Genomic DNA, 21,023 nt, shown 5'->3' with positions numbered 1-21,023 from the left:
GCCGTGGGGTATCCTAGGTAAGCAAAACGGATGAGTACTTGTTTTGCGGTTGGGACGCAAAGAAAGGAGAAAAGCGAAATGGCGGAATACATGGTAATCCGGCTGATAATGGCGGGAAGCATAATTGGACTGCTTTTGCTGTTGTGCGGTGTAAAAAAGTTGATTCACATGGCAATATCACATACGAAGCGGTCTAGAGAGGTTTCTCACATCCAGTAAAGAAGGGAGTTTTAAACATGATGGATCTGCTCATGATTGGAACCTTACTGATCTCATTTGGACTGGTATGGCTTCTGGTAAAGTGGTGTCAGAAGCAAGTTGAGGAACAAGAATAATCAAGTGGGAGGAACTGTTATGATTTTGCTTGGCATTATTGTTCTGCTTCTGGGTGGGTATCTGGTCTATGCCCTGGCCCACCCAGATCGGTTTTAAAGAGGAAGATACAGTTTAGGAGGAATTACTTATGTTACAGCTGGTACTGACAATTCTCATTTATTTGATAATTGTCATTCCAGTAGGGCGGTATATGTATCATATCGCCGCTGGAAAGCATACCTTTGCAGACCCGGTATTTGACCGGGTGGATGGGGTGATTTATAAGATTGGTGGGGTCAACCCCGACAAGGGAATGAATTGGAAGCAATATGTGCTGGCCCTGATCGGGACCAACGCAGTCATGATTGGCATTGGTTATCTGATCTTGCGTATCCAGAGTATTCCGTTTTTTAACCCCAACGGTATTGAAGGCATGGAGCCCACTCTGTCCTTTAACACGATTATCAGTTTTATGACCAACACCAACCTGCAGCACTACTCCGGTGAAAGCGGCCTGAGCTATCTGTCCCAGATGCTGGTCATTATCTTTATGATGTTCGTCTCCGCTGCGACTGGCTATGCCGCCTGTGTGGCCTTTATCCGCGGCCTGGCGGGCAAGACCAAGGACAATGTGGGCAACTTTTTTGTGGATCTAGTCCGGATCACTACCCGTATCTTGATCCCCTTCTCCATCGTAGGCGGACTGCTGCTGGTTTGGCAGGGCGTGCCCCAGAACTTTGACAGCAATGTAGTGGTCAAGACGCTGGAGGGTACCTTCCAGACCATCGCCATGGGTCCCATTGCTGCACTGGAGATCATTAAGCACTTGGGAACTAACGGCGGCGGCTTCCTGGGTGCCAACTCCAGCACCCCGCTGGAGAACCCCACGATCCTCTCCAATCTTATGGAGCTCTACTCCATGATGCTGCTGCCCGGCGCCTGCGTCATTACCTTCGGCAAGATGGTCGGCGACAGCCGGAAAGAGCATCTGGCTAAGCTGGCTCCCGATAATGCACTGCCTGAGCACCGTGAGGGCATCACTGCTAAGATTTATGGACGCGAGGGCCGCAGCATTTTCCTTGCCATGGGTATTTTGTTCCTGGTTGGCCTGAGCCTGTGCTATTGGTCGGAAAGCCAGGGCAACCCCCTCTTGGCCCAGATTGGTCTGAATCAGTCCATGGGCAGCATGGAGGGCAAGGAAGTCCGGTTCGGTATTCCGCAGTCGGCTATGTTCACCACGGTTACCACCTCCTTTACCACCGGAACCGTCAACAACATGCACGACACCCTGACTCCCCTGGGTGGCATGGTCCCCCTGCTGCATATGATGCTCAACTGTGTCTTCGGCGGCAAGGGTGTTGGCCTGATGAATATGATTTTGTACGCCATCCTGGCGGTGTTCATCTGCGGTCTAATGGTAGGGCGTACTCCCGAATATCTTGGTAAGAAGATTGAGGGACGTGAGATGAAGCTTACCGCATTGGCCATCATTATCCACCCGTTGCTGATTCTGGCTTTCTCTGCTCTGGCGGTGGCGACGGCCGCCGGTCAGGCAGGCATTACCAATCCCGGATTCCACGGCTTGAGCCAGGTGCTGTATGAATACGCCTCCTCTGCAGCGAATAACGGATCCGGATTTGAAGGGCTGGCAGATAATACCTACTTCTGGAACATTACCACCGGTATTGTCATGTTCCTGGGGCGGTATCTGCCCATCGTGATTCAATTGGCCATTGCAGGCTCGCTGATGAAGAAGAACTATGTTAACGAGTCTGCTGGCACGCTGCGGACCAGTACCGTAAGTTTTGCTGTGATTCTTGTGTTCGTGGTGTATATCTTTGCTGCGCTGACATTCTTCCCGGCGCTGGCGCTGGGCCCCATTGCTGAACATCTGACCCTTTGGGGCTAAGGAGGATTTTCGTAATATGAGTAAGAAACAAAATAAAAAGCTGCTGACCCCGGAGATCCTGAAACAGGCTCTCATCGGTTCGGTAAAAAAGCTGGACCCCCGATATATGATCAAGAATCCGGTCATGTTCGTCGTGGAAATCGGCTTCCTGATCACGCTGCTGCTGACGATTGTGCCGGGGCTGTTTGGTGAGGGCGATACCGGCCTGCGTACTTACAATTTGATCGTTTCCATTATTCTGCTGGTGACGGTGCTGTTTGCTAACTTCGCGGAGTCCGTGGCCGAGGGCCGCGGCAAGGCTCAGGCAGCCAGCCTGAAGAAGACCCAGAAAGATACCGAAGCCCACCTGCTGGACGAGAATGGGAACGAGACCATCGTCTCCTCCAGTCAGCTGAAAAAGGGCGATGTGGTCATGGTGGTGGCCGGCGAGGTCATCCCTGGCGACGGCGAGGTCATTGAGGGCATTGCCTCCGTGGATGAGTCTGCCATTACTGGTGAGTCTGCGCCCGTGGTTCGTGAGAGCGGCGGCGATTTCTGCTCGGTTACCGGCGGTACCACCGTGGTTTCCGACTGGCTGAAGATTCGCATTACCTCCGAGCCGGGCAATAGCTTCCTGGACCGGATGATCGCCTTGGTTGAAGGAGCTTCCCGGAAAAAGACTCCCAATGAGATTGCCCTGAATACACTGCTGGTTTCTCTGACCATCATTTTCCTGATTGTAATTGTGACTCTGTACCCCATTGGTATTTACAGTGGTGTGCAGCTGCCCGTTTCTACGCTGATTGCGTTGATGGTTTGTTTGATTCCGACTACGATTGGCGGCCTGCTCTCCGCCATCGGCATTGCCGGTATGGACCGTGTGACCCGTTTTAATGTGATCGCTATGTCCGGTAAGGCTGTGGAGGCTTGCGGCGATGTGGACACCATGATCTTGGATAAGACGGGCACCATCACCTTTGGTAACCGCCTGGCTGCGGATTTCTTTCCTGTGGAAGGAGCTGCTCGCAGCGATCTCATTCGCTGTGCGGCCCTCACCAGCCTGCACGATGAGACCCCCGAAGGCAAGTCCACGCTGGAACTGGCCCGCCGCCTGGGTGATACCAGCGAGGAACAGCCCGGCTCCACCTTTATGGAGTTTACCGCTCAGACCCGTATGAGCGGTGTGGACCTGCCTGACGGTACAAAGGTGCGTAAAGGTGCTTCCGACGCCATTGAACAGTATATCAAAGAGCAGGGCGGAAAGATTCCTGCCGACCTGCACGCCCATGTGGAAGAGGTTTCTTCCCTGGGCGGTACGCCGTTGGTAGTGTGCGAGAACAACAGGGTGCTGGGCGTCATCTATCTGAAGGACACGGTAAAACCCGGTATGGTGGAGCGCTTTGAGCGCCTGCGCGCCATCGGCATCAAGACCATCATGTGTACCGGCGACAACCCCCTGACGGCGGCCACCATTGCCAAGGAGGCCGGCGTGGACGGCTTTATCGCAGAGTGCAAGCCTGAGGATAAGATCAGCGTGATCAAGAAGGAACAGGCTGAGGGCAAGATCGTAGCTATGACCGGCGACGGCACCAACGACGCCCCAGCTCTGGCCCAGGCCAATGTGGGCCTGGCCATGAACTCCGGCACCAGTGCTGCCAAAGAAGCGGCCAACATGGTGGATCTGGATTCCGATCCCACAAAGATTCTGGAAGTGGTCGAGATTGGCAAGCAGCTGCTCATTACCCGTGGCTCCTTGACCACCTTCTCCATTGCCAACGACATCGCAAAGTACTTTGCCATTATCCCCGCTATGTTTATGGCATCCATTCCCCAACTGGGGGTGCTGAATATCATGCACCTGACCACGGAATACAGCGCGATCCTGTCGGCTCTGATTTTTAACGCCATCATCATTCCCTGCCTTATCCCTCTGGCGATGAAGGGCGTCAAGTACCGCCCCATGTCTTCCGGAAAAATGTTGGCACGCAACATGATGATTTATGGCTTGGGCGGTGTGATTACTCCCTTTGTGGGCATTAAACTGATCGATATGATCATTGCCCCGCTCCTCATCGGCCTTGTCTAAGGAGGTTTCCGTTATGAATGATACAAATAAACAGACCACAATGCACTGGGTCCGCCAGTCTGTGGTTGTGACATTGATCCTGTTGCTGCTGTGTGGCTTTGCATTCCCAGTAGTGCTCAGTGGTTTGTCTGCGGTTATTTTCCCCGGCCAGGCCAAGGGTAGTCTGGTGACTGCAGATGGGGAACCGGTAGGTGCTGCCAATGTGGGCCAGGACTTTACAGAGCCTTATTTCATGAAATGCCGCCCTTCTGCTTACAATTACAATACTTATTACGAGGATGAGGAAGGTAACCAGTTCTATAATGACGGTACAGAGTTTGCCGGTTTGGCTTCCGGCAACAACAACTATGCTCCGTCCAACCCTGCCCTGACTGAGCGGGTGGAGGCCGACATTGAAGAGTTCTTGGCGGCAAATCCCGGCGTGAAGCGGGAGGATATCCCTGCCGACCTGATGACTGCCTCCGGATCTGGTCTGGATCCCCATGTCTCTCCTGAGAGTGCTCAGATTCAGATCCCCGCCCTGGCCCAGGCCTCCGGCCTGAGCGAGGAGGAGCTCAGCCAGATTGTGGCCGACAACACCACCGGCAAGCTGCTGGGTGTTTTCGGGGAAGAGACCGTCAATGTGCTGGGCGTAAATCTGGACATCGCAAAGGCCATGGGCCTGGTAAGCCAGACAACAAAATAAGGGTAGCTTTCTGAGTCCCCTAATTGGAGGCGAACGAAATGCAATTTCATTATGAGAAGACACTGGAGCGTGGGTTTGAAACATTGCTGCCTGTCGAAGATGATACACCAGCGTGGCTTCTGCTCTCCTTAGCAAGCGCTCTGCGTGATTGGTTTGGACAGTCCCACAAGGTGGCTTGTCAACAAGGACAGATGCAGGTCCAATTTGGATATGAGGTCCAATCTGTCCCTGTCTTGGAATTTGCACAGACATTTGGACCACTGATTTATAAGGTCGCTTCGACATGGCCTGTACAGGTGTTTGGAATGTCGGACAGAGATGAATTGGTTGAGCTTTCGTTTGTGCAGATAGATGGCAAATATACGCTGAAACAGAGGAATATTTCCGGAGTTTGGTATGATGAGCTGTGTGATTTTTATATTTGCATAACATTTCCAAACGCTTTGGCGGCGGAAGCAATGGCATTGCTGTTATCGGCGGCAGAGGATGAAGAGAATCAGGTTGTGGCGCTGGATTGGAGCTATAGTGATTTTCTGGAGGAGCAGAAGCTAGCTCAAATGGACCGTACACTTTCCTTCTGTTACGTATCTTTTTCACAGGAAATTGTGCAGGAGTGCCCCGAGGCATGTTTGACCGGACTTGCACTCAATCAAAAGCAAACATTGTGGAAATTGTTTTTGGCAAAGCATCTTTCGCCGCCAGAATTTGAGTGGATCAAAGATATGCTACCGAGACACGGGGTACCAAACTGGATTGAGTGGCAGTTGGCCCTTTACCAGGTACTAGATGAGCTGGGCATTCGATTTTCTTGTTGCGGAAATCAGTTTGAACTGTTGAACTGTAACGGAGAACGCCTTTATTTTGGTGTAAATCATCCCAGTGCAGCTGAACATGTTTTGATGAAAGTTTTGTTTCCACTCAATCAATGACGCAATCCATTCAATAAACACGAGCCCACCGGCTTACCTGCATATTTCAGGAAAGCCGGTGAGCTTTTATTTTTTCTTAAGCTTGTGCGTGTAATCTTTTTCCCAATTTTAGTTCCTATGCGCTATGATAGTGGCATAAGGAGGGGACAGATATGCTTACCTTGCTCAAACGTGTCTCTCATTTTGAAAAGAAAATGGATGCCTCGATGGAACGGTTTATGTTCCACCACAGAGTTTGGGGCTTTTTAATAATGTTTATTGGAATGCCTATCTTTACTTTAGCCGCGGTGTGTGCCTGTACGACCATCGTTATTTTTCCAATGGCACTTGTATGCGGATGGCTCTAATATAAACAGGTAATCCAGGATATGTTCAATTAATGTTAAAAAGGCGGCATCTTAATGCCGCCTTAATATATGCCTAAATACGTTAATACCTCTTTTATATGATCTGTGGATAATGAAAGCATAAAGAAAAGACAAAGATGTATTAAGAGGAGGAGACTTATGTGGCAGCTTTTACATAAAAACAATAAGTCCCCATTCCGGATTATTATATTTGGCTTTCTGTTGGTCATTTTAGTGGGAAGTTTGTTACTAATGCTTCCCATATCAACAAAAGCAGGGATTTGCACACCCTTTTTAGATGCTCTGTTTACTTCAACATCTGCAGTTTGTGTTACTGGATTAGTGATCCATGATACTGCCACTTATTGGTCCAATTTTGGGCAGTCTGTCATTATTTTGCTGATCCAGATTGGTGGGCTGGGAGTTGTGACTGTAGCAGGTGCATTTGCTATCCTGTCGGGCAGAAAGATAGGACTGATGCAGCGAAGCACCATGCAGGAAGCGATTGCGGCGCCCAATGTGGGAGGAATCGTACGGCTGACCGGGTTTATTCTAAAAACGGCTCTGGCGGTAGAGCTGCTGGGAGCAGCGCTGCTGTTTCCGGTGTTTTTCCGTGAGTTTGGACTTTTAAAGGGAGCGTGGTATTCACTATTTCATTCCATTTCTGCCTTTTGTAATGCAGGATTTGATTTAATGGGGGTAAAAACCCCGTTTTCTTCTCTGACCGATTATGCGAGCAATCCTGTCATTTCCATCGTGATCGCGCTGCTCATTGCCATTGGCGGCATTGGCTTTTTGACCTGGGAAGATATCCGGACAAACGGCCTGCATTTTCAAAAGTATCGCATGCAGAGCAAAGTCATTCTTACGGTGACGGGCGCTTTGATTCTGATTCCCACCATCTATTTTTTCCTGTTTGAATTTACCCAGGCACCAATGGGAGAGCGGGTCCTGTTATCCTTCTTTCAGGCGGTTACACCAAGGACCGCTGGGTTTAATACCGCAGATTTAACGGCCCTGAGCGAGACCGGACAGTTCGTCATTATCATTCTCATGCTGATTGGCGGTTCACCCGGATCTACCGCAGGCGGAATGAAAACCACGACTTTGGCAGTCCTATTGGCTAGTTCTCTTGCCGTTTTTCGCCGCCGAGAGAACCCCCACTTTTTTAACAGACGGGTTTCAAATGAGACAGTATCTCAGGCCGCAACTGTTTTGATGATGTACCTGATTTTGTTTTTAACTGGAGGGCTTGTGATCAGTAAGGTAGAAAATTTGCCTATCCTGACTTGCTTATTTGAAACGGCTTCTGCTATCGGAACAGTAGGGCTTTCACTTGGAATTACACCACAGCTCAATTGGATCTCGCACCTAATATTAATTGGATTGATGTTTTTTGGACGAGTAGGAGGGTTAACGCTCATATTTGCGGCCCTTTCTAATTTCCAAGGAAACAGTGCCAGACTACCACAAGAACGAATTACAGTTGGATAATGTACTACAATGGAGGATTTATGAAAACTATTTTATTGATTGGATTAGGGCGCTTTGGACGCCATATTGCTATGAAGTTAAATGAATTGAATCATCAGGTTATGGCTGTCGACAAAGATGAGGATAGAGTTAATGCAATTCTTCCGTTTGTTACCAATGCTCAAATCGGAGATAGCACCAGTGAGGAATTCCTCACTGCTATTGGCGTTCGTAATTTTGATGTATGTATCGTGGCCATCGGAGATAACTTTCAGAGTTCTCTGGAGACCGCTTCTCTTCTAAAAGAATTGGGCGCAAAAAAAGTAGTGGCAAGGGCTGCTCGAGATGTGCAGGCGAAGTTTCTACTGCGCAATGGAGCCGATGAAGTGGTATACCCAGAGAAGCAGATGGCCGTTTGGACTGCAATTCGTTATAGTTCAGACCATATTTCTGATTATATTGCGTTAGGGGATGATCACGCTATTTTTGAAATTGAAGTGCCAAAAGACTGGGTAGGAAAGACCATTGGGCAGCTGGATGTAAGGAGACGGTACAATGTTAACATCATGGCAGTAAAGCAGAACGGAAAGTTTGCTATGACGGTTATTACACCAGATACATTCTTGCCTGAGCACAGTACGATTTTGGTCTTGGGAACTCAGCGGGACATTCAAAAATGTTTTCATATATAGCGTCTGTACAAAGTTGAGAGAGGAAGTGGTATGGATGGAAGCACTTGTTTTGGTGGGAGGATTTTTGGCGTTCGCGTCATTGGGCTATTATGCCATTTCCAAACTTGGAGATTTTTTGGATAACAACCAAGTATATATTGATGCAGAATATAATCAACAGGAAAAACAGGATTGTCTAAATATTGCGACTGCAGATGTTTGGTCGATGCAGATAGGGTCCAAAGTGCTAAAGGATATAAAAAAACAACACCCCCATTTGCATTGTACGGTTTTAATGGGTGAAGAACCCGAGTTGCTCCATGCTTTGCGTGCAGGAAATGTGGACGTAGTAATCATACATTCCAATGTAGAAAATAATGAAGAAGTCCGACAAAGGAAGGTTATACTCCAAACACAGCCGTTTATTAATGAGGATGGTGTAAAAATAACATCTGTTCATGCGGCAATGCAAGATCAATTTGTTGTATGGAAAAATCAAGATCACCGATCGTTTACCATGGAATTTGTCGAGAGGCTTTGCGGACAGGGTATGTAGTACTATGCTATAATATATTGCCTTGAAAGGAGGGACTGTAATGACTACAGATAAACAAATAGGAACTATGGTGAAAAAACAAGGAAGACTTACTATTTTTGCAAGTTATTTTTCTGGTGCAGGAAAAAGCTTCGCTATGATGAAAGCGGCGGAAAAGGCTAAGGCAGACGGGGTAGATGTAGTAATTGGTGTGGGTCCCTCAGAGCAGTGGCCCGAGACAAAAAAATTGGCAGACATTTTTGAGAAAGTTCCCAGTAAGATGGTGCGGCAAAGCGGGCAAAAAGGCTATGAAATAGACTTGGATGCCTGTTTGAGAAGACAGCCGCAACTTATTGTTATTGATGAGCTTTCACATAGAAATGCGGATGATTCTCGCCACAGAAAGCGATATCAAGACATAGCGGAGTTACTAAAAGCGGGAGTAGACATTTATACAACGCTGGACATTCAACATGTTGAAAGCATTCAGGATTCTGTGTTCTCGATCTTGAGAGTGCCTATTTTGGAACGCATTCCAGATCACGTGTTTGACCGGGCAGCACAGGTGGAGTTTGTTGATGTTGAGCCGGAACGGCTGCAGCAGCGGCTGTTGCAGCAAAAGAAGGGAGCCTTGCTTTCCAACTGCTCATTATCCCAATTAAGCGCCCTGCGTGAAGTAGGGCTGCGCCGCTGCGCCGATCGGGCGGCTTTGTACACCCAGGTCAATCACAGTCAAACAGGGTACCGTACCCATGAGCACATTCTGGTGTGCCTGTCTTCTGCTCCTTCTAATGAGAAGATTATACGTACAGCTGCTCGAATGGCGAGTGCGTTTCGATGCGGCTTTACTGCATTGTTTGTGGAAACGAAAGAGTTCCAGTGGATCACTCCGGTAGATAAAGAGCGGCTTCAGTCCAATATTCATCTGGCACAGCAGTTGGGCGCATCGGTTGAGACGGTTTATGGAGATGACGTGGCATATCAGATTGCGGAATTTTCACGATTATCTGGAGTGACAAAGATTGTGCTTGGCCGCAGCGGAATGCCGCGCCCATGGCTGGGAAAGGCATCTTTAACAGAACGATTGATCGAGCTGACTCCTGAATTGGATATTCATATCATTCCGGATAATGGATTAAATAAGCATTTTTCTGCTAAACACTGGGAAATCATGCACATGCAGGCGGTATCTGTGATAGATTTAGCGAAAAGTGTATTGATTCTCATCTTAACTACTGTAATTGGTTTTTTATTTTACAATTGGGGCTTGACGGAGGCCAATATCATTCCCCTTTATATTTTGGGGGTCATGCTGGTTTCCGTGTCCACCAAAAGTTCGATCTGCAGCTTTATTGCCTCCATCGTCAGTGTGCTGACATTCAATTTCTTTTTCACGGAACCCAGGTTTTCTCTGCACGCCTACGATAGCGGCTATCCGGTTACATTTCTGATCATGTTCCTTGCTTCATTGATTACTGGTTCGTTGGCCTCTAGACTAAAGTCTCATGCCAAACGTTCTGCCCAAGTGGCGTGGCGTACAAAGCTGTTGTTTGAAACGGACCAGAATCTTCAAAAGGCACGAAATCAGGAAGAAATTATTTCTGTTACGGCAAGGCAGCTGCTGAAAATTTTTCAGCGGGATATCGTGGCATATCGTGTCAAGCAAGAAAAATTGATGGATCCGGAAGTATTTCTTTTGGATGAAGCCAAGTCCGCTGACAGCTACACGACGCAGAAGGAGCAGGATGTAGCAAGGTGGGTCCTTACAAACAATAAACGGGCGGGAGCGGGAACGGACACCCTTTCCGATGCTTGCTGCACCTATCTGTCGGTCCGCACGGGTAAGCAGGTATATGGGGTCGTAGGGATTGCTGCATTGGACAAGCCATTGGATTCCTTTGAAACAAGTATTCTCTTTTCTGTCCTGGGAGAATGCGCGCTTGCCCTTGAAAATCAGAAAAACCTGGAGGAAAAAGAAGCGGCTGCCGTATTGGCGAAAAATGAACAGCTGCGTGCCAACTTGCTGCGTTCGATTTCGCATGATCTACGTACACCACTTACATCTATTTTAGGAAATGCCAGCAATCTGCTTTCCAATGGAAATCTGTTTGATGAGAAGACGAAGGAACAGATGTATACCGATATTTATGATGATGCTATGTGGCTCATTAATCTGGTGGAAAATCTGTTATCAGTCAGTCGCCTGGAAGACGGGCGGATGAACCTACATATATCGACAGAACTAATCGATGAAATTGTTTCGGAAGCACTTCGACATATTAACCGCAAGAGCATAGAATACCATATAAATGTACAAAGTAGCGAAGAGTATCTCTTAGTACAGGTAGATGCGAAGCTAATCATTCAGGTCATCATCAATATTGTGGATAACGCAATCAAGTATACGCCGCCAGGATCTGAAATTAACATAGAATGGCGGAAAAAAGGAAACTTTGTTTATGTTTCTGTGACAGATAACGGTCCTGGAATTTCGGATCAGGCCAAACCACATATTTTTGATATGTTTTACAGTGCGTCTAATCAGATTGCCGACAGTCGCCGCAGTATGGGGCTCGGGTTGGCCTTATGCAAATCAATTATCAATGCGCATGGAGGAGAAATGATTGTAACAGATCTCTTGCCTCATGGATCCATATTTACGTTTTCTGTACCAACTGGGGAGGTAGAGTTGCATGAATAAACCATTGATTTTAGTGGTAGAGGATGATACACCGGTCCGCAACTTAATTACGACCACATTAAAAGCCCATGATTACCGATTTCTGACAGCGGCAAACGGAGAATCTGCTGTTTTGGAAGCATCCTCTCATAATCCGGATATCATTTTGCTGGATCTTGGGTTGCCGGATATAGATGGGGTGGAGGTCATCCACAAAGTTCGTTCCTGGTCAAATTTGCCCATCATTGTAATTAGTGCCCGAAGTGAGGATACTGATAAGATTGAAGCATTGGACGCCGGTGCAGATGATTACCTGACAAAGCCATTTTCAGTGGAAGAACTACTGGCACGGCTTCGCGTGACACAAAGACGATTAGCAGAGATTCAGGTCGGAGCAGCAAATATAGAAGCAGTATTTACAAACGGGAAGCTGAAAGTGGACTATGCGGCTGGATGTGCATTTTTGGATGGACAGGAGCTCCACCTGACTCCCAGTGAGTATAAGCTGCTGTGCTTGCTGTGCAAAAATGTTGGAAAAGTACTAACCCACACATTTATTACACAACAGATTTGGGGCCGAAGCTGGGAAAATGATGTGGCCTCTCTTCGCGTGTTTATGGCAACACTTCGTAAGAAGCTGGAAAAAGAACCTGGTTCACCGCAGTATATTCAAACGCACATTGGTGTTGGTTATCGTATGATGAAAGTAGAATAATACATTACAAAAGTTCTTTAGACCGCCTGTATTATGTGCAAAATCAGCATTGGGACAGAGAATGTATGCTCAATGCGATACGGACGGAAAGAGGCAATTTTATGTTGAAAATACAAAGGATTATTTTCTATATAATTTTATTGCTGCTAACAGGGCTTGCAGCATGTTCTTTTGGAGAAGATGAGACTGACAGATTGAACATTCCTTTGGAGAAACAAGATTTTCATTGGAGAGTAAGCGAGACGGCGGCAGAAAAAGTGCCTTATACGCTTTCTGGAGAGCAGGAGAACTGGAAAATTGTGTTGCAGGTTCGGCAAGCAACCGATGAGGAAAAAGAATGGATGGCTACAATGCTCCAGGAGAACAAAGCGGTTACAGAGATTGATTACGAAAAACATCATGTAACGGAAGAGTATTATGAGCAATTCTGTAAAAAATACGATGAGCAGATTGCAGATGTTTCTTCTAACCCTGTTTACATTACGACTATGATGGGACAATATTTGGGGGAAGAAACAATTTATACGGAAAGTGACAGTATTTTCTATCAGTTAATATCTGCTGAGGGAACCGTTCTCTTGGCAGGAGGGAAGGACATTAATAGCATAGAAACTCCGTGGTATTCCTCGAATAATACACTTAGTGGAAGTTATGCTACAGGTATGTTTGTTCCGCCATTAGAGGAAAGTTTTCTGCTGATACAGTACGATGATGAAGAGATCAGGATTCCATTGAAATTAAATACTCAAACAAACTAGTTGATGTTCCAAAAGATTATTTTGAACGAAAACAAAAGTGTTGGCCTGCCAGGAGAGTTTATTCCCAGCGGGTCAATACTTTTGTTTTATATCAGAAGTATACAGGCATGATTTACAGTATCTTAATAAAAAATCGCGGATAATAGTGCAATCTTTAAGGAAAAGGCTATACAATCGTCCTACCTTCAAAGAAAGGCGGATGTTGTATGATTGTATTTGATAAAGTCCGGATTGCATATAAAGATAGGCCGGTTCTAAATGATGTTACTCTAAAGATTGAGGACGGAGAATTTTTTGTGCTAATCGGCTCTAGTGGCTGTGGGAAAACAACTTTGCTCAAAAGTATAAACAAGCTGCTTCCGCTAAAAAGCGGTTCTCTATCTATTAATGGCATACCGGTAAAGGATGTTACGGTGCAGGATCTTCCCAAAATGGTGGGCTATGTGGTACAGTCCGGCGGATTGTTTCCGCACATGACTGTGGAGGAAAACATTGCTCTTACTATGCAGATCGCCCGGATGTCAAAAGGGGAGATTCAGGAACGGGTGGATCAGATGCTGCGGATGGTAAATCTCGATCCAGATATCTACCGAAATCAGTATCCTTCCCAATTGTCTGGTGGGCAGCAACAACGAGTGGGAATTGCTCGGGCATTTGCGGCTGATCCCCCCATTGTTTTGATGGATGAACCCTTTTCTGCGCTGGATCCGGTGACACGTAGTGAACTGCAAAACGAGATTCACTATCTTCACGCCAAGGACAAAAAGACAGTTGTATTTGTTACCCACGACATGGATGAAGCGATCAAGCTGGCAGATCGGATCTGCATGATTCAAAATGGCAGGATTGTACAGTGCGATACCCCAGAAAACATTTTAAAGCACCCTGCAAATCAATATGTAATGGAGTTTATTGGAGCAAACCGCCTGTGGGCCAACCCGAACTATATCCGAGCGGCAGATATTATGCGCCTGCACCCAATTTGTATTGTGGAGGGGCGGACTGTCATTCAAGCGATGCAGATTATGCGGCACAATGGAGTTGACAGCCTTCTGGTGGTGGACAAGAAACATATGCTTTTGGGGCTTGTACGTTTAGAGGACCTTATTGGAAAGCAGGGGTCTGATGTAGTTGAGACATATCTTACAGATGATTATATTGCAGTAGAAGGCGAAACATCCCTCAAGGAAATCATTTCCACCATTGACTATGGTGTGTCCGGTGTGATTCCCGTGATCAGCCATAGCGGTGTTTTACTGGGATACCTGACTAAGAGTAGCCTGCTTGCGACTATGAGCAAGCAGTTTGTTCCTGAGCGTAGTGAGGGAGAGAGGAGCGGCGTTATATGTCCTACCAATTGATTGACTATATTACAATTTATGCGAAGGAATAAGTATAATTTAGTCACTGAGTTTCTTCGACATCTGGCGATGACTAGTTTTGCGGTGATTTTTGCCCTCCTCCTGGCCGTTCCACTTGGTATTCTCATTACCCACAGTAAGTTGCTCTCAAAAATTATCATTGGCTTTGCCAATATTATGCAATCGATTCCTTGTATGGCATTACTGGCACTGGGAATTCCCATTTTGCATGTGGGGGAGACTCTTGCCATTTTTATGGTATTTGTTTATGCGTTTCTTCCTATTCTGAAAAGTACATACACTGGTATTTCTAGTATTTCACCTGTTTCCGTAGAGGTTGCGCGGGGGATTGGGCTAAATCGGATGCAGCAATTACGCCGGGTAAAACTGCCTATGGCTATGCCATACATTATGTCTGGTATCCGCATTGCTGCTGTGGGGGCGGTTAGTACGATGACTATCGCGGCCTTCGCCGGAGCGAAAGGGCTTGGCTGGTTCATTATGCTGGGCATGAACTCACAAAACTACCCAATGACAGTCATGGGAGCTGTGGCTGCAGCGGTGATGGCACTGGCGCTGGACTATCTCTTGGGGCGGGTAGAGCGAGCTTTTACCAGTGAAGGACTACTGCCTCAGAACGAAATTAAGAACCAACCTCCGAAGATCCGTCTGAGAAAAAAGGCTGTTGCTGCACTTCTATGCAGTGCCCTGGTGGTGGCATCCGTCTTTTCGTATGGTTTTATCATTCGCCCCAGTGGAACGAGTGATAAGACAATTGTAGTAGGTACCTCTAATTATACTGAGGTACAAATTCTAGGCGAGATTTACACAGAACTGATCGAATCCAATACTGACTATCATGTAGAACAGCGATTTGGGCTTGCGGGTGCATCCGTCTGCTTTAGCTCTTTGGAGAGCGGCGGTATTGACATGTTTGTAGAGTATACCGGCACTGCATTAATGAACCTTTTGGGGCAGCCTGTGGACACAGATCCAAATGCGGTTTGGAATAAGGTGCATGACATGATGTTGGAGGAACATGGCATAGTAACTTCTAAACCCTTGGGGTTTAATAACACCTATGTGATGAGCGTGAAACCGGAGACTGCGGAACGATACGGTATATCTACTTTGTCACAGTTACTGGAAAAATCTCCTGAGTTAAGTCTTGGATGCACGGTAGAGTTCATCCAGCGGGAGGACTGTCTGCCACTTTTGGAAAAGGACTACGGTGCAAAATTTAAGGATGTCAAAGGGTTGGATGCTAGCCTACGCTATACGGCAATCGATAACAACGAAGTAGATGTAGTGGATGCGTTTGCAACGGATGCCTTGCTCTCTAAGTTGGGGCTTACCATGTTGGAAGATGATATTTCTTTTTTCCCTCCCTACTATGCGGTAAACTTTGTAGATGCGGATCTGTTACAGGCAGATCCGGAACTGCAGGAAGTTCTCTCTCGCATGGACGGTAAGATTGATGACAAGACCATGGCTGCTATGAACGCCCAAGTTGACATCGATGGTATGACAGCCTCTGAGGTTGCTCACCATTTCCTGGTGGAAAATGATCTTGTACCTGTTGCATGAAATTTAGAAAAGGGGGGCGGTTCTGCTTATATGGCAGAACTGCTCCCTTTAAACCGTAAGGATGAAATCTTATGAATATAAAACCTGAGTTAGAACATCTGCGGCGGGGACATCCGATTCAGGATATTTTACTGATCCTGATGGGTACTTTTCTTTTCTCCGCTTCTATGAACTGGATTGTCCTGCCACACGCCATGTATAGTGGAGGGTTTCTGGGCATTGCCCAGCTTTTGAGAATGCTTTTGGCCTTTTCGTTTCCTGGAATTCATCAAGTAGGAGATTTTGCGGGTATCCTATATTTTTTATTAAATGTTCCACTGTTGATTGTATCTTTTTCAAAGTTTGGACGCTGGTTCTTTACTAAAACCGCTCTTTGTATTGTCTCTTATAGTGTGTTTCTCGCCTTGATTCCTATTCCTGAAAAGAGTATTTTTGAGGAAATGTTTGCAGCCTGTTTTATAGGCGGAATTCTGTGCGGCATTGGTGCGGGCCTTCCGCTGACTGCTGGCTGTTCTGGGGGTGGGGAGGAAATATTGGGATTGCTTTGCATGCAACAAAAAGCCGACTTTAGTGTGGGGCGTATTGCCATGCTAATTAATGTGGTGGTTTATAGCATAGGGTTATTTTTCTTTGAACAAAATATTGTGGTTTACAGTGTCATTTTCGGTGCGGTTACCTATCTAACATTGGATAGGATGCATCTGCAAAATGTCACCGTGACTATGCTGATTATTACAAAATCCCAGGATATGGAGCAACTAGTGTTTCAATATGTGGGACGGGGAGTAACCAAGTGGGTGGGTAGCGGTGCCTATAGCAAGGAACCGTCTGATATTTTACTTACCGTAGTTTCAAAAAAAGAAGCTTTTGCTCTGAGAAAAATTCTAAAGGTGTATGATCCCAATGTATTTGTAATTATGAGCGAGGACACATCTGTGCTGGGCAACTTCAGAAAGCGTCTCTGGGCCTGATTCGATAGAAAAGTGCGGGTGTTTTTTACTGTTCAATGAGCATAGTTGGCCAGAAGAAATAAATCTCTACTGATAAAGAAGTCTTTTTCAAAAAAGCGTGGTGAAAAAATGGCGGACGGTATGTTGCCACGCTGGAAGAAGATGAGTATTTGTAATGTAAGCATTTCTGGAGAAATGTTTGTAGTGGTTCTTGAGTGTACATTATTTCTGCTCTGTCAATCGAGCTATTTGATAATCGGTTAAAAGTGAAATTCCTTATCTTTGATAACACTGTATTAAAATATCATGGTGCGGGCGGAAAAACACATTTATTTTGAAAGGGCAAACATGTAACATGTTTCTGCGGTTGACCACACAACCAGCCACAGACGGAGCCGGAACCATCGGAAATCCTGCGATTCAAAAGTGCTGGAAAGCAATTTGTTCGGAATAGAAATGCCTAGAAACTACGCAAAAAGATTAGAAAAAATAAAATTTTTGCATTGACGTGCGGGAGGTCACAGGTTCAAGTCCTGTATCGTCCACCAGATAAGCACGGAAACAACTTGTTTCCGTGCTTTTTTGTTTTTCTTAGGATCTGCTTAAAAACCCCCGCTCTGCCTTGCAATCCCCCTCTGCCCCGGGTAAAATAGGGACAAATCTCCAGCGGCTGTACCGGCACGGTCCACTCTGCTGGCAACAGGAGGAACCCACCATGGATCATTGCTCCGACCTCACCAGGGCACCCGGCGCTCCAAACCAGGTCCGCATCCCCTATCTGGACGCCCTACGCTGTCTGGCCATTCTTCTTGTTATCGCACTGCATGTGACTGCCCCCATCATGGTCAGCCCCACTCTGGCGCAAACCAACACCTGGCTTGCCTGCATGGTGCTGGACCCGCTGGTGCGGGTGGGTGTGCCTTTATTTTTGATGATCAGCGGCTGCCTGATGCTGGACGATCCCCGCTTGAGAGAGATCACGCCCTTTTACAAAAAGCAGCTGCCTAAGCTGCTGATCCCTCTGGTGGTTTGGAATGGGATCTACTTCGCCGTGGCCGTCCTCACCGGCTCCCAGCCCCTCAGCCTGTCGGTCTTTCTGCAGCTTCTTCTGGGCCAGGGCGTGAAGTACCACATGTGGTACATCTACATGCTCCTTGGCATCTACCTGATCTGCCCCTTCCTGCGGCGGCTGATCGAGACCTGCACCCCCCGGCAGATTCTGCTTCTGTTTGGCATCATTCTGTTCTCCTCCACCCTCCGTCCAGCCCTCAATCAAATCCTCCCCTTCCAGGTTGTGCTGTTCGGCCCTATGCTGGAGGGACTGGTGGGGTATGTCCTGTTGGGCTGGCTGCTGGGGCGGCAGGAGCTGAGCCGCCGGACCCGGCTTTTGGTCTATCTGGGCGGCGTGGCAGGATACGCCGTGCATTTGGTGGGGAATCTGCTCTACGCCCGCCCGGAACAGAGCTATCTCCCCTTTGAAAGCGGCTACGCCTTCCCCCACTATCTCATTGCCGCCGCCCTGTTCGTGTGGGTGCGCACCTTCTTTTCCTGCCATGCCCAGGCGCTGCGCCCGGCCCAAAAGCCCCTGCGCCTGTGCGCCCAGGTGGTCTTTGGTGTGTACTGGGTCCACCCTCTGGTGCTGGACGTCATCACCCATCTGCAGCCTGACGCTCTGCCTCTGGCTGCCGCTCTGGTTTTGCAGGGCGTGCTGACCGCCCTGCTCTCCTTCCTGTTTGCCGCCTGCGTGTCCAGGATCCCCCTGCTGCGCCGCCTGCTCCAGGGATAACCGCACAACTCACAACTTTTTCATACGCAAAAAAAGCATCCGGAGTACGGATGCTTTTTTGCTGCGCCTGCAGCGAAATTTCCCTTGTAACACCCCCTTTCTCTGGGGTAAAATAGGGGTATCCTTTCAAAAAACCCCGCCCCGGCAGACGTTTGAGGCAAGTCTCCCCGGGCGCAAAATCGTACCACCCCCCGTCTCTGTCTGGAAACGGGGGCATTGGCGCGTCTATAACTTCCATATTATGGAATATAAGGTCACTAGGAGTGATTTGCTTTGAATATATTACGTTCTGTTTTACAAAACCTGCCGGAATTCCAGCAGCTGCTGGCCGCGTTGGACGGGGGACAGTCCCCGGCGGCGGTGTCCGGCCTGGGTGCGGTACACCGGGCCCACTTTGCCGCCGCCCTGGGCGCGGCCTCGGAGCGGCCGGTGGTAGTGGTGTGCGCCGATGAAAGCGAGTGCGAACGCATGGCCCGGGGCCTGGCCTTCTTCACCGGCCAGAGTGTGCCGGTGCTCACCGCCCGGCAGTTTACCTTCCACAACGCCGCCACCGTCTCCCACCAGTGGGAGCACCGGCGACTGAAGCTGCTGTGGGCTCTGTCGGAGGGCGAACTGCCCTGCCTGGTGGCCTCGGTGGAGGCCCTCCAGCAGCGCACCCTGCCTCCTGATGTCCTCAAACAGGCCACCCTGGAACTGGCCACCGGTCAGCAGATCAATCTCAACGACCTGGCCGCTTGTCTCACTGCCGCCGGCTATACCCGCTGCCAGCAGGTGGAGGGTCCCGGCCAGTTTGCCCTGCGAGGCGGCATCCTGGACGTGTTCTCCCCCGCCATGGACGCCCCGGTCCGGGCCGAGTTCTGGGGTGACGAGGTGGACGCCATGGGCTCCTTCGACCCGGCCACCCAGCGGCGCACGGAGAATCTGGACCGGGCGGTCCTCCTGCCCGGCGCGGAAACGCTACCCCAGCTGGCCCCCGGGGGTCTGGGCGGCCTGCTGGCTCTGCTGGACAAACGCATCGCCAAAGCGGAGAAGGACGGCCACAAGGAGCTGAAAGCCACCCTGGAGGCCGACCGGGAGGCCCTGGAGCAGGGCCGCTCCCTCCCCGCTGTGGACCGCTACCTCCCCCTCATCTACCCCACCCTGGCCACCGCCGCCGACTACCTGCCCCTGGACGCCTGCGTTCTCTTCTCCGAGAGCAGCCGGGTGGCCGAGCGGGCCAAAACCTACCAGTGGCAGATGGAGGAGGATGTAAAGACCCTGCTGGAGCGTGGCGAGCTGGACGGCAGCTGCGGCGACCTGTCCCGCTCCTTTGCCCAGCTCAACCAGGTGCTGGAGAACTGGCCGGTGGCCTATCTGGACTCCTTTACCCTCTCCACCTACCCCACGCCCCCCCGGTGTGTGCTGTCCCTGATGGCCAAGCAGCTCCCCTCCTTCGGAGCCAGCCTGGAGACGGCAGTGCAGGATTTAAGCCACTACCAGTCTGCCGGGTTCGGGGTACTGGTGCTGGTGTCCTCGGAGCAGCGGGCGCTGAACCTTCAGACCCTTCTGCGGGAGCAGAAGGTGAACTCCGGGGTGGAGTTCTCTCCCAAGACCCTGCCCAAGCCGGGACAGATCATGCTCACCGTGGGCGGCCTGTCCGGCGGTATGGAATACCCCGACCTGAAGCTGGCCGTCATCACCGAGGGCCAGGCCGCCCCCCAAAAGCGGCCCCGGCAAAAAAAAGAGACCACCAACCGCCAGAAGCTCAAATCCTATGCCGACCTCTCCCCCGGCGACCTGGTGGTCCACGAGCACCACGGCGTGGGCCGCTACGTGGGCATGGTGAAGATGCCCGCCGACGGCATTGAAAAGGACTATGTGAAGATCGCCTACGCCGGCTCCGACGTGCTCTACGTCCCCGCCACCCAGCTGGACCTCATTTCCAAGTATATTGGCGGCGGCGAGGACGCCCAGGAGACGAAAAAGCTCTCCAAGCTGGGAGGCACTGACTGGGAACGGGCCAAGACCCGGGCAAAAAAGGCAGTGCAGGACCTGGCCAAGGGGCTTATCGAGCTCTACGCCCAGCGCCAGCGCCAGCCAGGTTACGCCTTCTCCCCCGACTCCCCCTGGCAGCGGGAGTTTGAGGAGCAGTTTGAGTACACCGAGACCGACGACCAGCTGCGGTGTATCCAGGAAATTAAAAAGGATATGGAGTCTCCCGTACCCATGGACCGGCTGCTGTGCGGCGACGTGGGCTACGGCAAGACGGAGGTGGCCT

Annotated in this window: 17 protein-coding genes; all 17 read left to right on the top strand. The window is 49.2% G+C overall.

The window, feature by feature from the left end:
* Positions 1-354: 354 nt before the first annotated feature.
* Positions 355-432 (top strand): K(+)-transporting ATPase subunit F, encoded by a 78-nt coding sequence (gene kdpF, locus ACLTXB_RS12955; RefSeq protein WP_428227299.1) that lies wholly within the window; start codon positions 355-357, stop codon positions 430-432.
* 31 nt (positions 433-463) lie between these two features.
* Positions 464-2,224 carry a potassium-transporting ATPase subunit KdpA gene (locus tag ACLTXB_RS12950; protein WP_428227287.1) on the top strand — a complete coding sequence of 587 codons (1,761 nt, stop codon included), beginning with the start codon at positions 464-466 and terminating at the stop codon, positions 2,222-2,224.
* A gap of 16 nt (positions 2,225-2,240) precedes the next feature.
* Entirely contained in the window at positions 2,241-4,289 is a 2,049-nt protein-coding gene (gene kdpB / locus ACLTXB_RS12945) for a potassium-transporting ATPase subunit KdpB (RefSeq protein WP_428227286.1), read from the top strand.
* A 13-nt stretch (positions 4,290-4,302) separates the two neighbouring features.
* Positions 4,303-4,974 (top strand): potassium-transporting ATPase subunit KdpC, encoded by a 672-nt coding sequence (gene kdpC / locus ACLTXB_RS12940; protein ID WP_298735235.1) that lies wholly within the window; start codon positions 4,303-4,305, stop codon positions 4,972-4,974.
* 38 nt (positions 4,975-5,012) lie between these two features.
* Positions 5,013-5,903 carry a hypothetical protein gene (locus ACLTXB_RS12935; RefSeq protein ID WP_298735232.1) on the top strand — a complete coding sequence of 297 codons (891 nt, stop codon included), beginning with the start codon at positions 5,013-5,015 and terminating at the stop codon, positions 5,901-5,903.
* Positions 5,904-6,055: 152 nt separating this feature from the next.
* The gene (locus tag ACLTXB_RS12930; RefSeq protein WP_298735229.1) at positions 6,056-6,250 is read left to right on the top strand and encodes a hypothetical protein; all 195 of its coding nucleotides are present in this window, start codon (positions 6,056-6,058) and stop codon (positions 6,248-6,250) included.
* A 159-nt stretch (positions 6,251-6,409) separates the two neighbouring features.
* Positions 6,410-7,744 carry a TrkH family potassium uptake protein gene (locus ACLTXB_RS12925; protein WP_428227285.1) on the top strand — a complete coding sequence of 445 codons (1,335 nt, stop codon included), beginning with the start codon at positions 6,410-6,412 and terminating at the stop codon, positions 7,742-7,744.
* A gap of 20 nt (positions 7,745-7,764) precedes the next feature.
* Positions 7,765-8,415, top strand: coding sequence for a potassium channel family protein (locus ACLTXB_RS12920; RefSeq protein ID WP_428227284.1), 651 nt, complete (start codon positions 7,765-7,767; stop codon positions 8,413-8,415).
* 34 nt (positions 8,416-8,449) lie between these two features.
* Positions 8,450-8,950 carry a LysR substrate-binding domain-containing protein gene (locus ACLTXB_RS12915; RefSeq protein WP_428227283.1) on the top strand — a complete coding sequence of 167 codons (501 nt, stop codon included), beginning with the start codon at positions 8,450-8,452 and terminating at the stop codon, positions 8,948-8,950.
* A 40-nt stretch (positions 8,951-8,990) separates the two neighbouring features.
* Entirely contained in the window at positions 8,991-11,630 is a 2,640-nt protein-coding gene (locus ACLTXB_RS12910; RefSeq protein WP_428227282.1) for a DUF4118 domain-containing protein, read from the top strand.
* The gene (locus ACLTXB_RS12905) at positions 11,623-12,324 is read left to right on the top strand and encodes a response regulator (protein WP_428227281.1); all 702 of its coding nucleotides are present in this window, start codon (positions 11,623-11,625) and stop codon (positions 12,322-12,324) included. Before ACLTXB_RS12910 ends, ACLTXB_RS12905 begins: the two co-directional genes overlap by 8 nt.
* 101 nt (positions 12,325-12,425) lie before the next feature.
* Positions 12,426-13,082 (top strand): hypothetical protein, encoded by a 657-nt coding sequence (locus tag ACLTXB_RS12900; RefSeq protein WP_298735213.1) that lies wholly within the window; start codon positions 12,426-12,428, stop codon positions 13,080-13,082.
* Between the two features lie 206 nt (positions 13,083-13,288).
* Complete coding sequence (locus tag ACLTXB_RS12895; RefSeq protein ID WP_298735208.1) at positions 13,289-14,443, top strand: ABC transporter ATP-binding protein; 1,155 nt, start codon at positions 13,289-13,291, stop codon at positions 14,441-14,443.
* Complete coding sequence (locus ACLTXB_RS12890; RefSeq protein WP_428227280.1) at positions 14,444-16,030, top strand: glycine betaine ABC transporter substrate-binding protein; 1,587 nt, start codon at positions 14,444-14,446, stop codon at positions 16,028-16,030. It begins immediately after the preceding gene.
* 71 nt (positions 16,031-16,101) lie between these two features.
* The gene (locus ACLTXB_RS12885; protein WP_428227279.1) at positions 16,102-17,001 is read left to right on the top strand and encodes a YitT family protein; all 900 of its coding nucleotides are present in this window, start codon (positions 16,102-16,104) and stop codon (positions 16,999-17,001) included.
* A gap of 694 nt (positions 17,002-17,695) precedes the next feature.
* Positions 17,696-18,766 (top strand): acyltransferase, encoded by a 1,071-nt coding sequence (locus ACLTXB_RS12880; protein ID WP_298735200.1) that lies wholly within the window; start codon positions 17,696-17,698, stop codon positions 18,764-18,766.
* 273 nt (positions 18,767-19,039) lie between these two features.
* On the top strand, positions 19,040-21,023 hold a 1,984-nt coding region (locus ACLTXB_RS12875; RefSeq protein WP_428227278.1), incomplete at its 3' end, for a CarD family transcriptional regulator.

It is taken from the genome of Flintibacter sp., from assembly GCF_046973065.1.
The sequence above is the reverse complement of the archived record's forward strand: the minus strand, read 5'-3'. Positions and strand labels throughout refer to the sequence as shown.

Coding starts and splice junctions, on each gene's coding strand:
- kdpF (WP_428227299.1), top strand. CDS start 355: ATGATTTTGCTTGGCATTATTGTTCTGCTTCTGGGTGGGTATCTGGTC.
- ACLTXB_RS12950 (WP_428227287.1), top strand. CDS start 464: ATGTTACAGCTGGTACTGACAATTCTCATTTATTTGATAATTGTCATT.
- kdpB (WP_428227286.1), top strand. CDS start 2,241: ATGAGTAAGAAACAAAATAAAAAGCTGCTGACCCCGGAGATCCTGAAA.
- kdpC (WP_298735235.1), top strand. CDS start 4,303: ATGAATGATACAAATAAACAGACCACAATGCACTGGGTCCGCCAGTCT.
- ACLTXB_RS12935 (WP_298735232.1), top strand. CDS start 5,013: ATGCAATTTCATTATGAGAAGACACTGGAGCGTGGGTTTGAAACATTG.
- ACLTXB_RS12930 (WP_298735229.1), top strand. CDS start 6,056: ATGCTTACCTTGCTCAAACGTGTCTCTCATTTTGAAAAGAAAATGGAT.
- ACLTXB_RS12925 (WP_428227285.1), top strand. CDS start 6,410: ATGTGGCAGCTTTTACATAAAAACAATAAGTCCCCATTCCGGATTATT.
- ACLTXB_RS12920 (WP_428227284.1), top strand. CDS start 7,765: ATGAAAACTATTTTATTGATTGGATTAGGGCGCTTTGGACGCCATATT.
- ACLTXB_RS12915 (WP_428227283.1), top strand. CDS start 8,450: ATGGAAGCACTTGTTTTGGTGGGAGGATTTTTGGCGTTCGCGTCATTG.
- ACLTXB_RS12910 (WP_428227282.1), top strand. CDS start 8,991: ATGACTACAGATAAACAAATAGGAACTATGGTGAAAAAACAAGGAAGA.
- ACLTXB_RS12905 (WP_428227281.1), top strand. CDS start 11,623: ATGAATAAACCATTGATTTTAGTGGTAGAGGATGATACACCGGTCCGC.
- ACLTXB_RS12900 (WP_298735213.1), top strand. CDS start 12,426: ATGTTGAAAATACAAAGGATTATTTTCTATATAATTTTATTGCTGCTA.
- ACLTXB_RS12895 (WP_298735208.1), top strand. CDS start 13,289: ATGATTGTATTTGATAAAGTCCGGATTGCATATAAAGATAGGCCGGTT.
- ACLTXB_RS12885 (WP_428227279.1), top strand. CDS start 16,102: ATGAATATAAAACCTGAGTTAGAACATCTGCGGCGGGGACATCCGATT.
- ACLTXB_RS12880 (WP_298735200.1), top strand. CDS start 17,696: ATGGATCATTGCTCCGACCTCACCAGGGCACCCGGCGCTCCAAACCAG.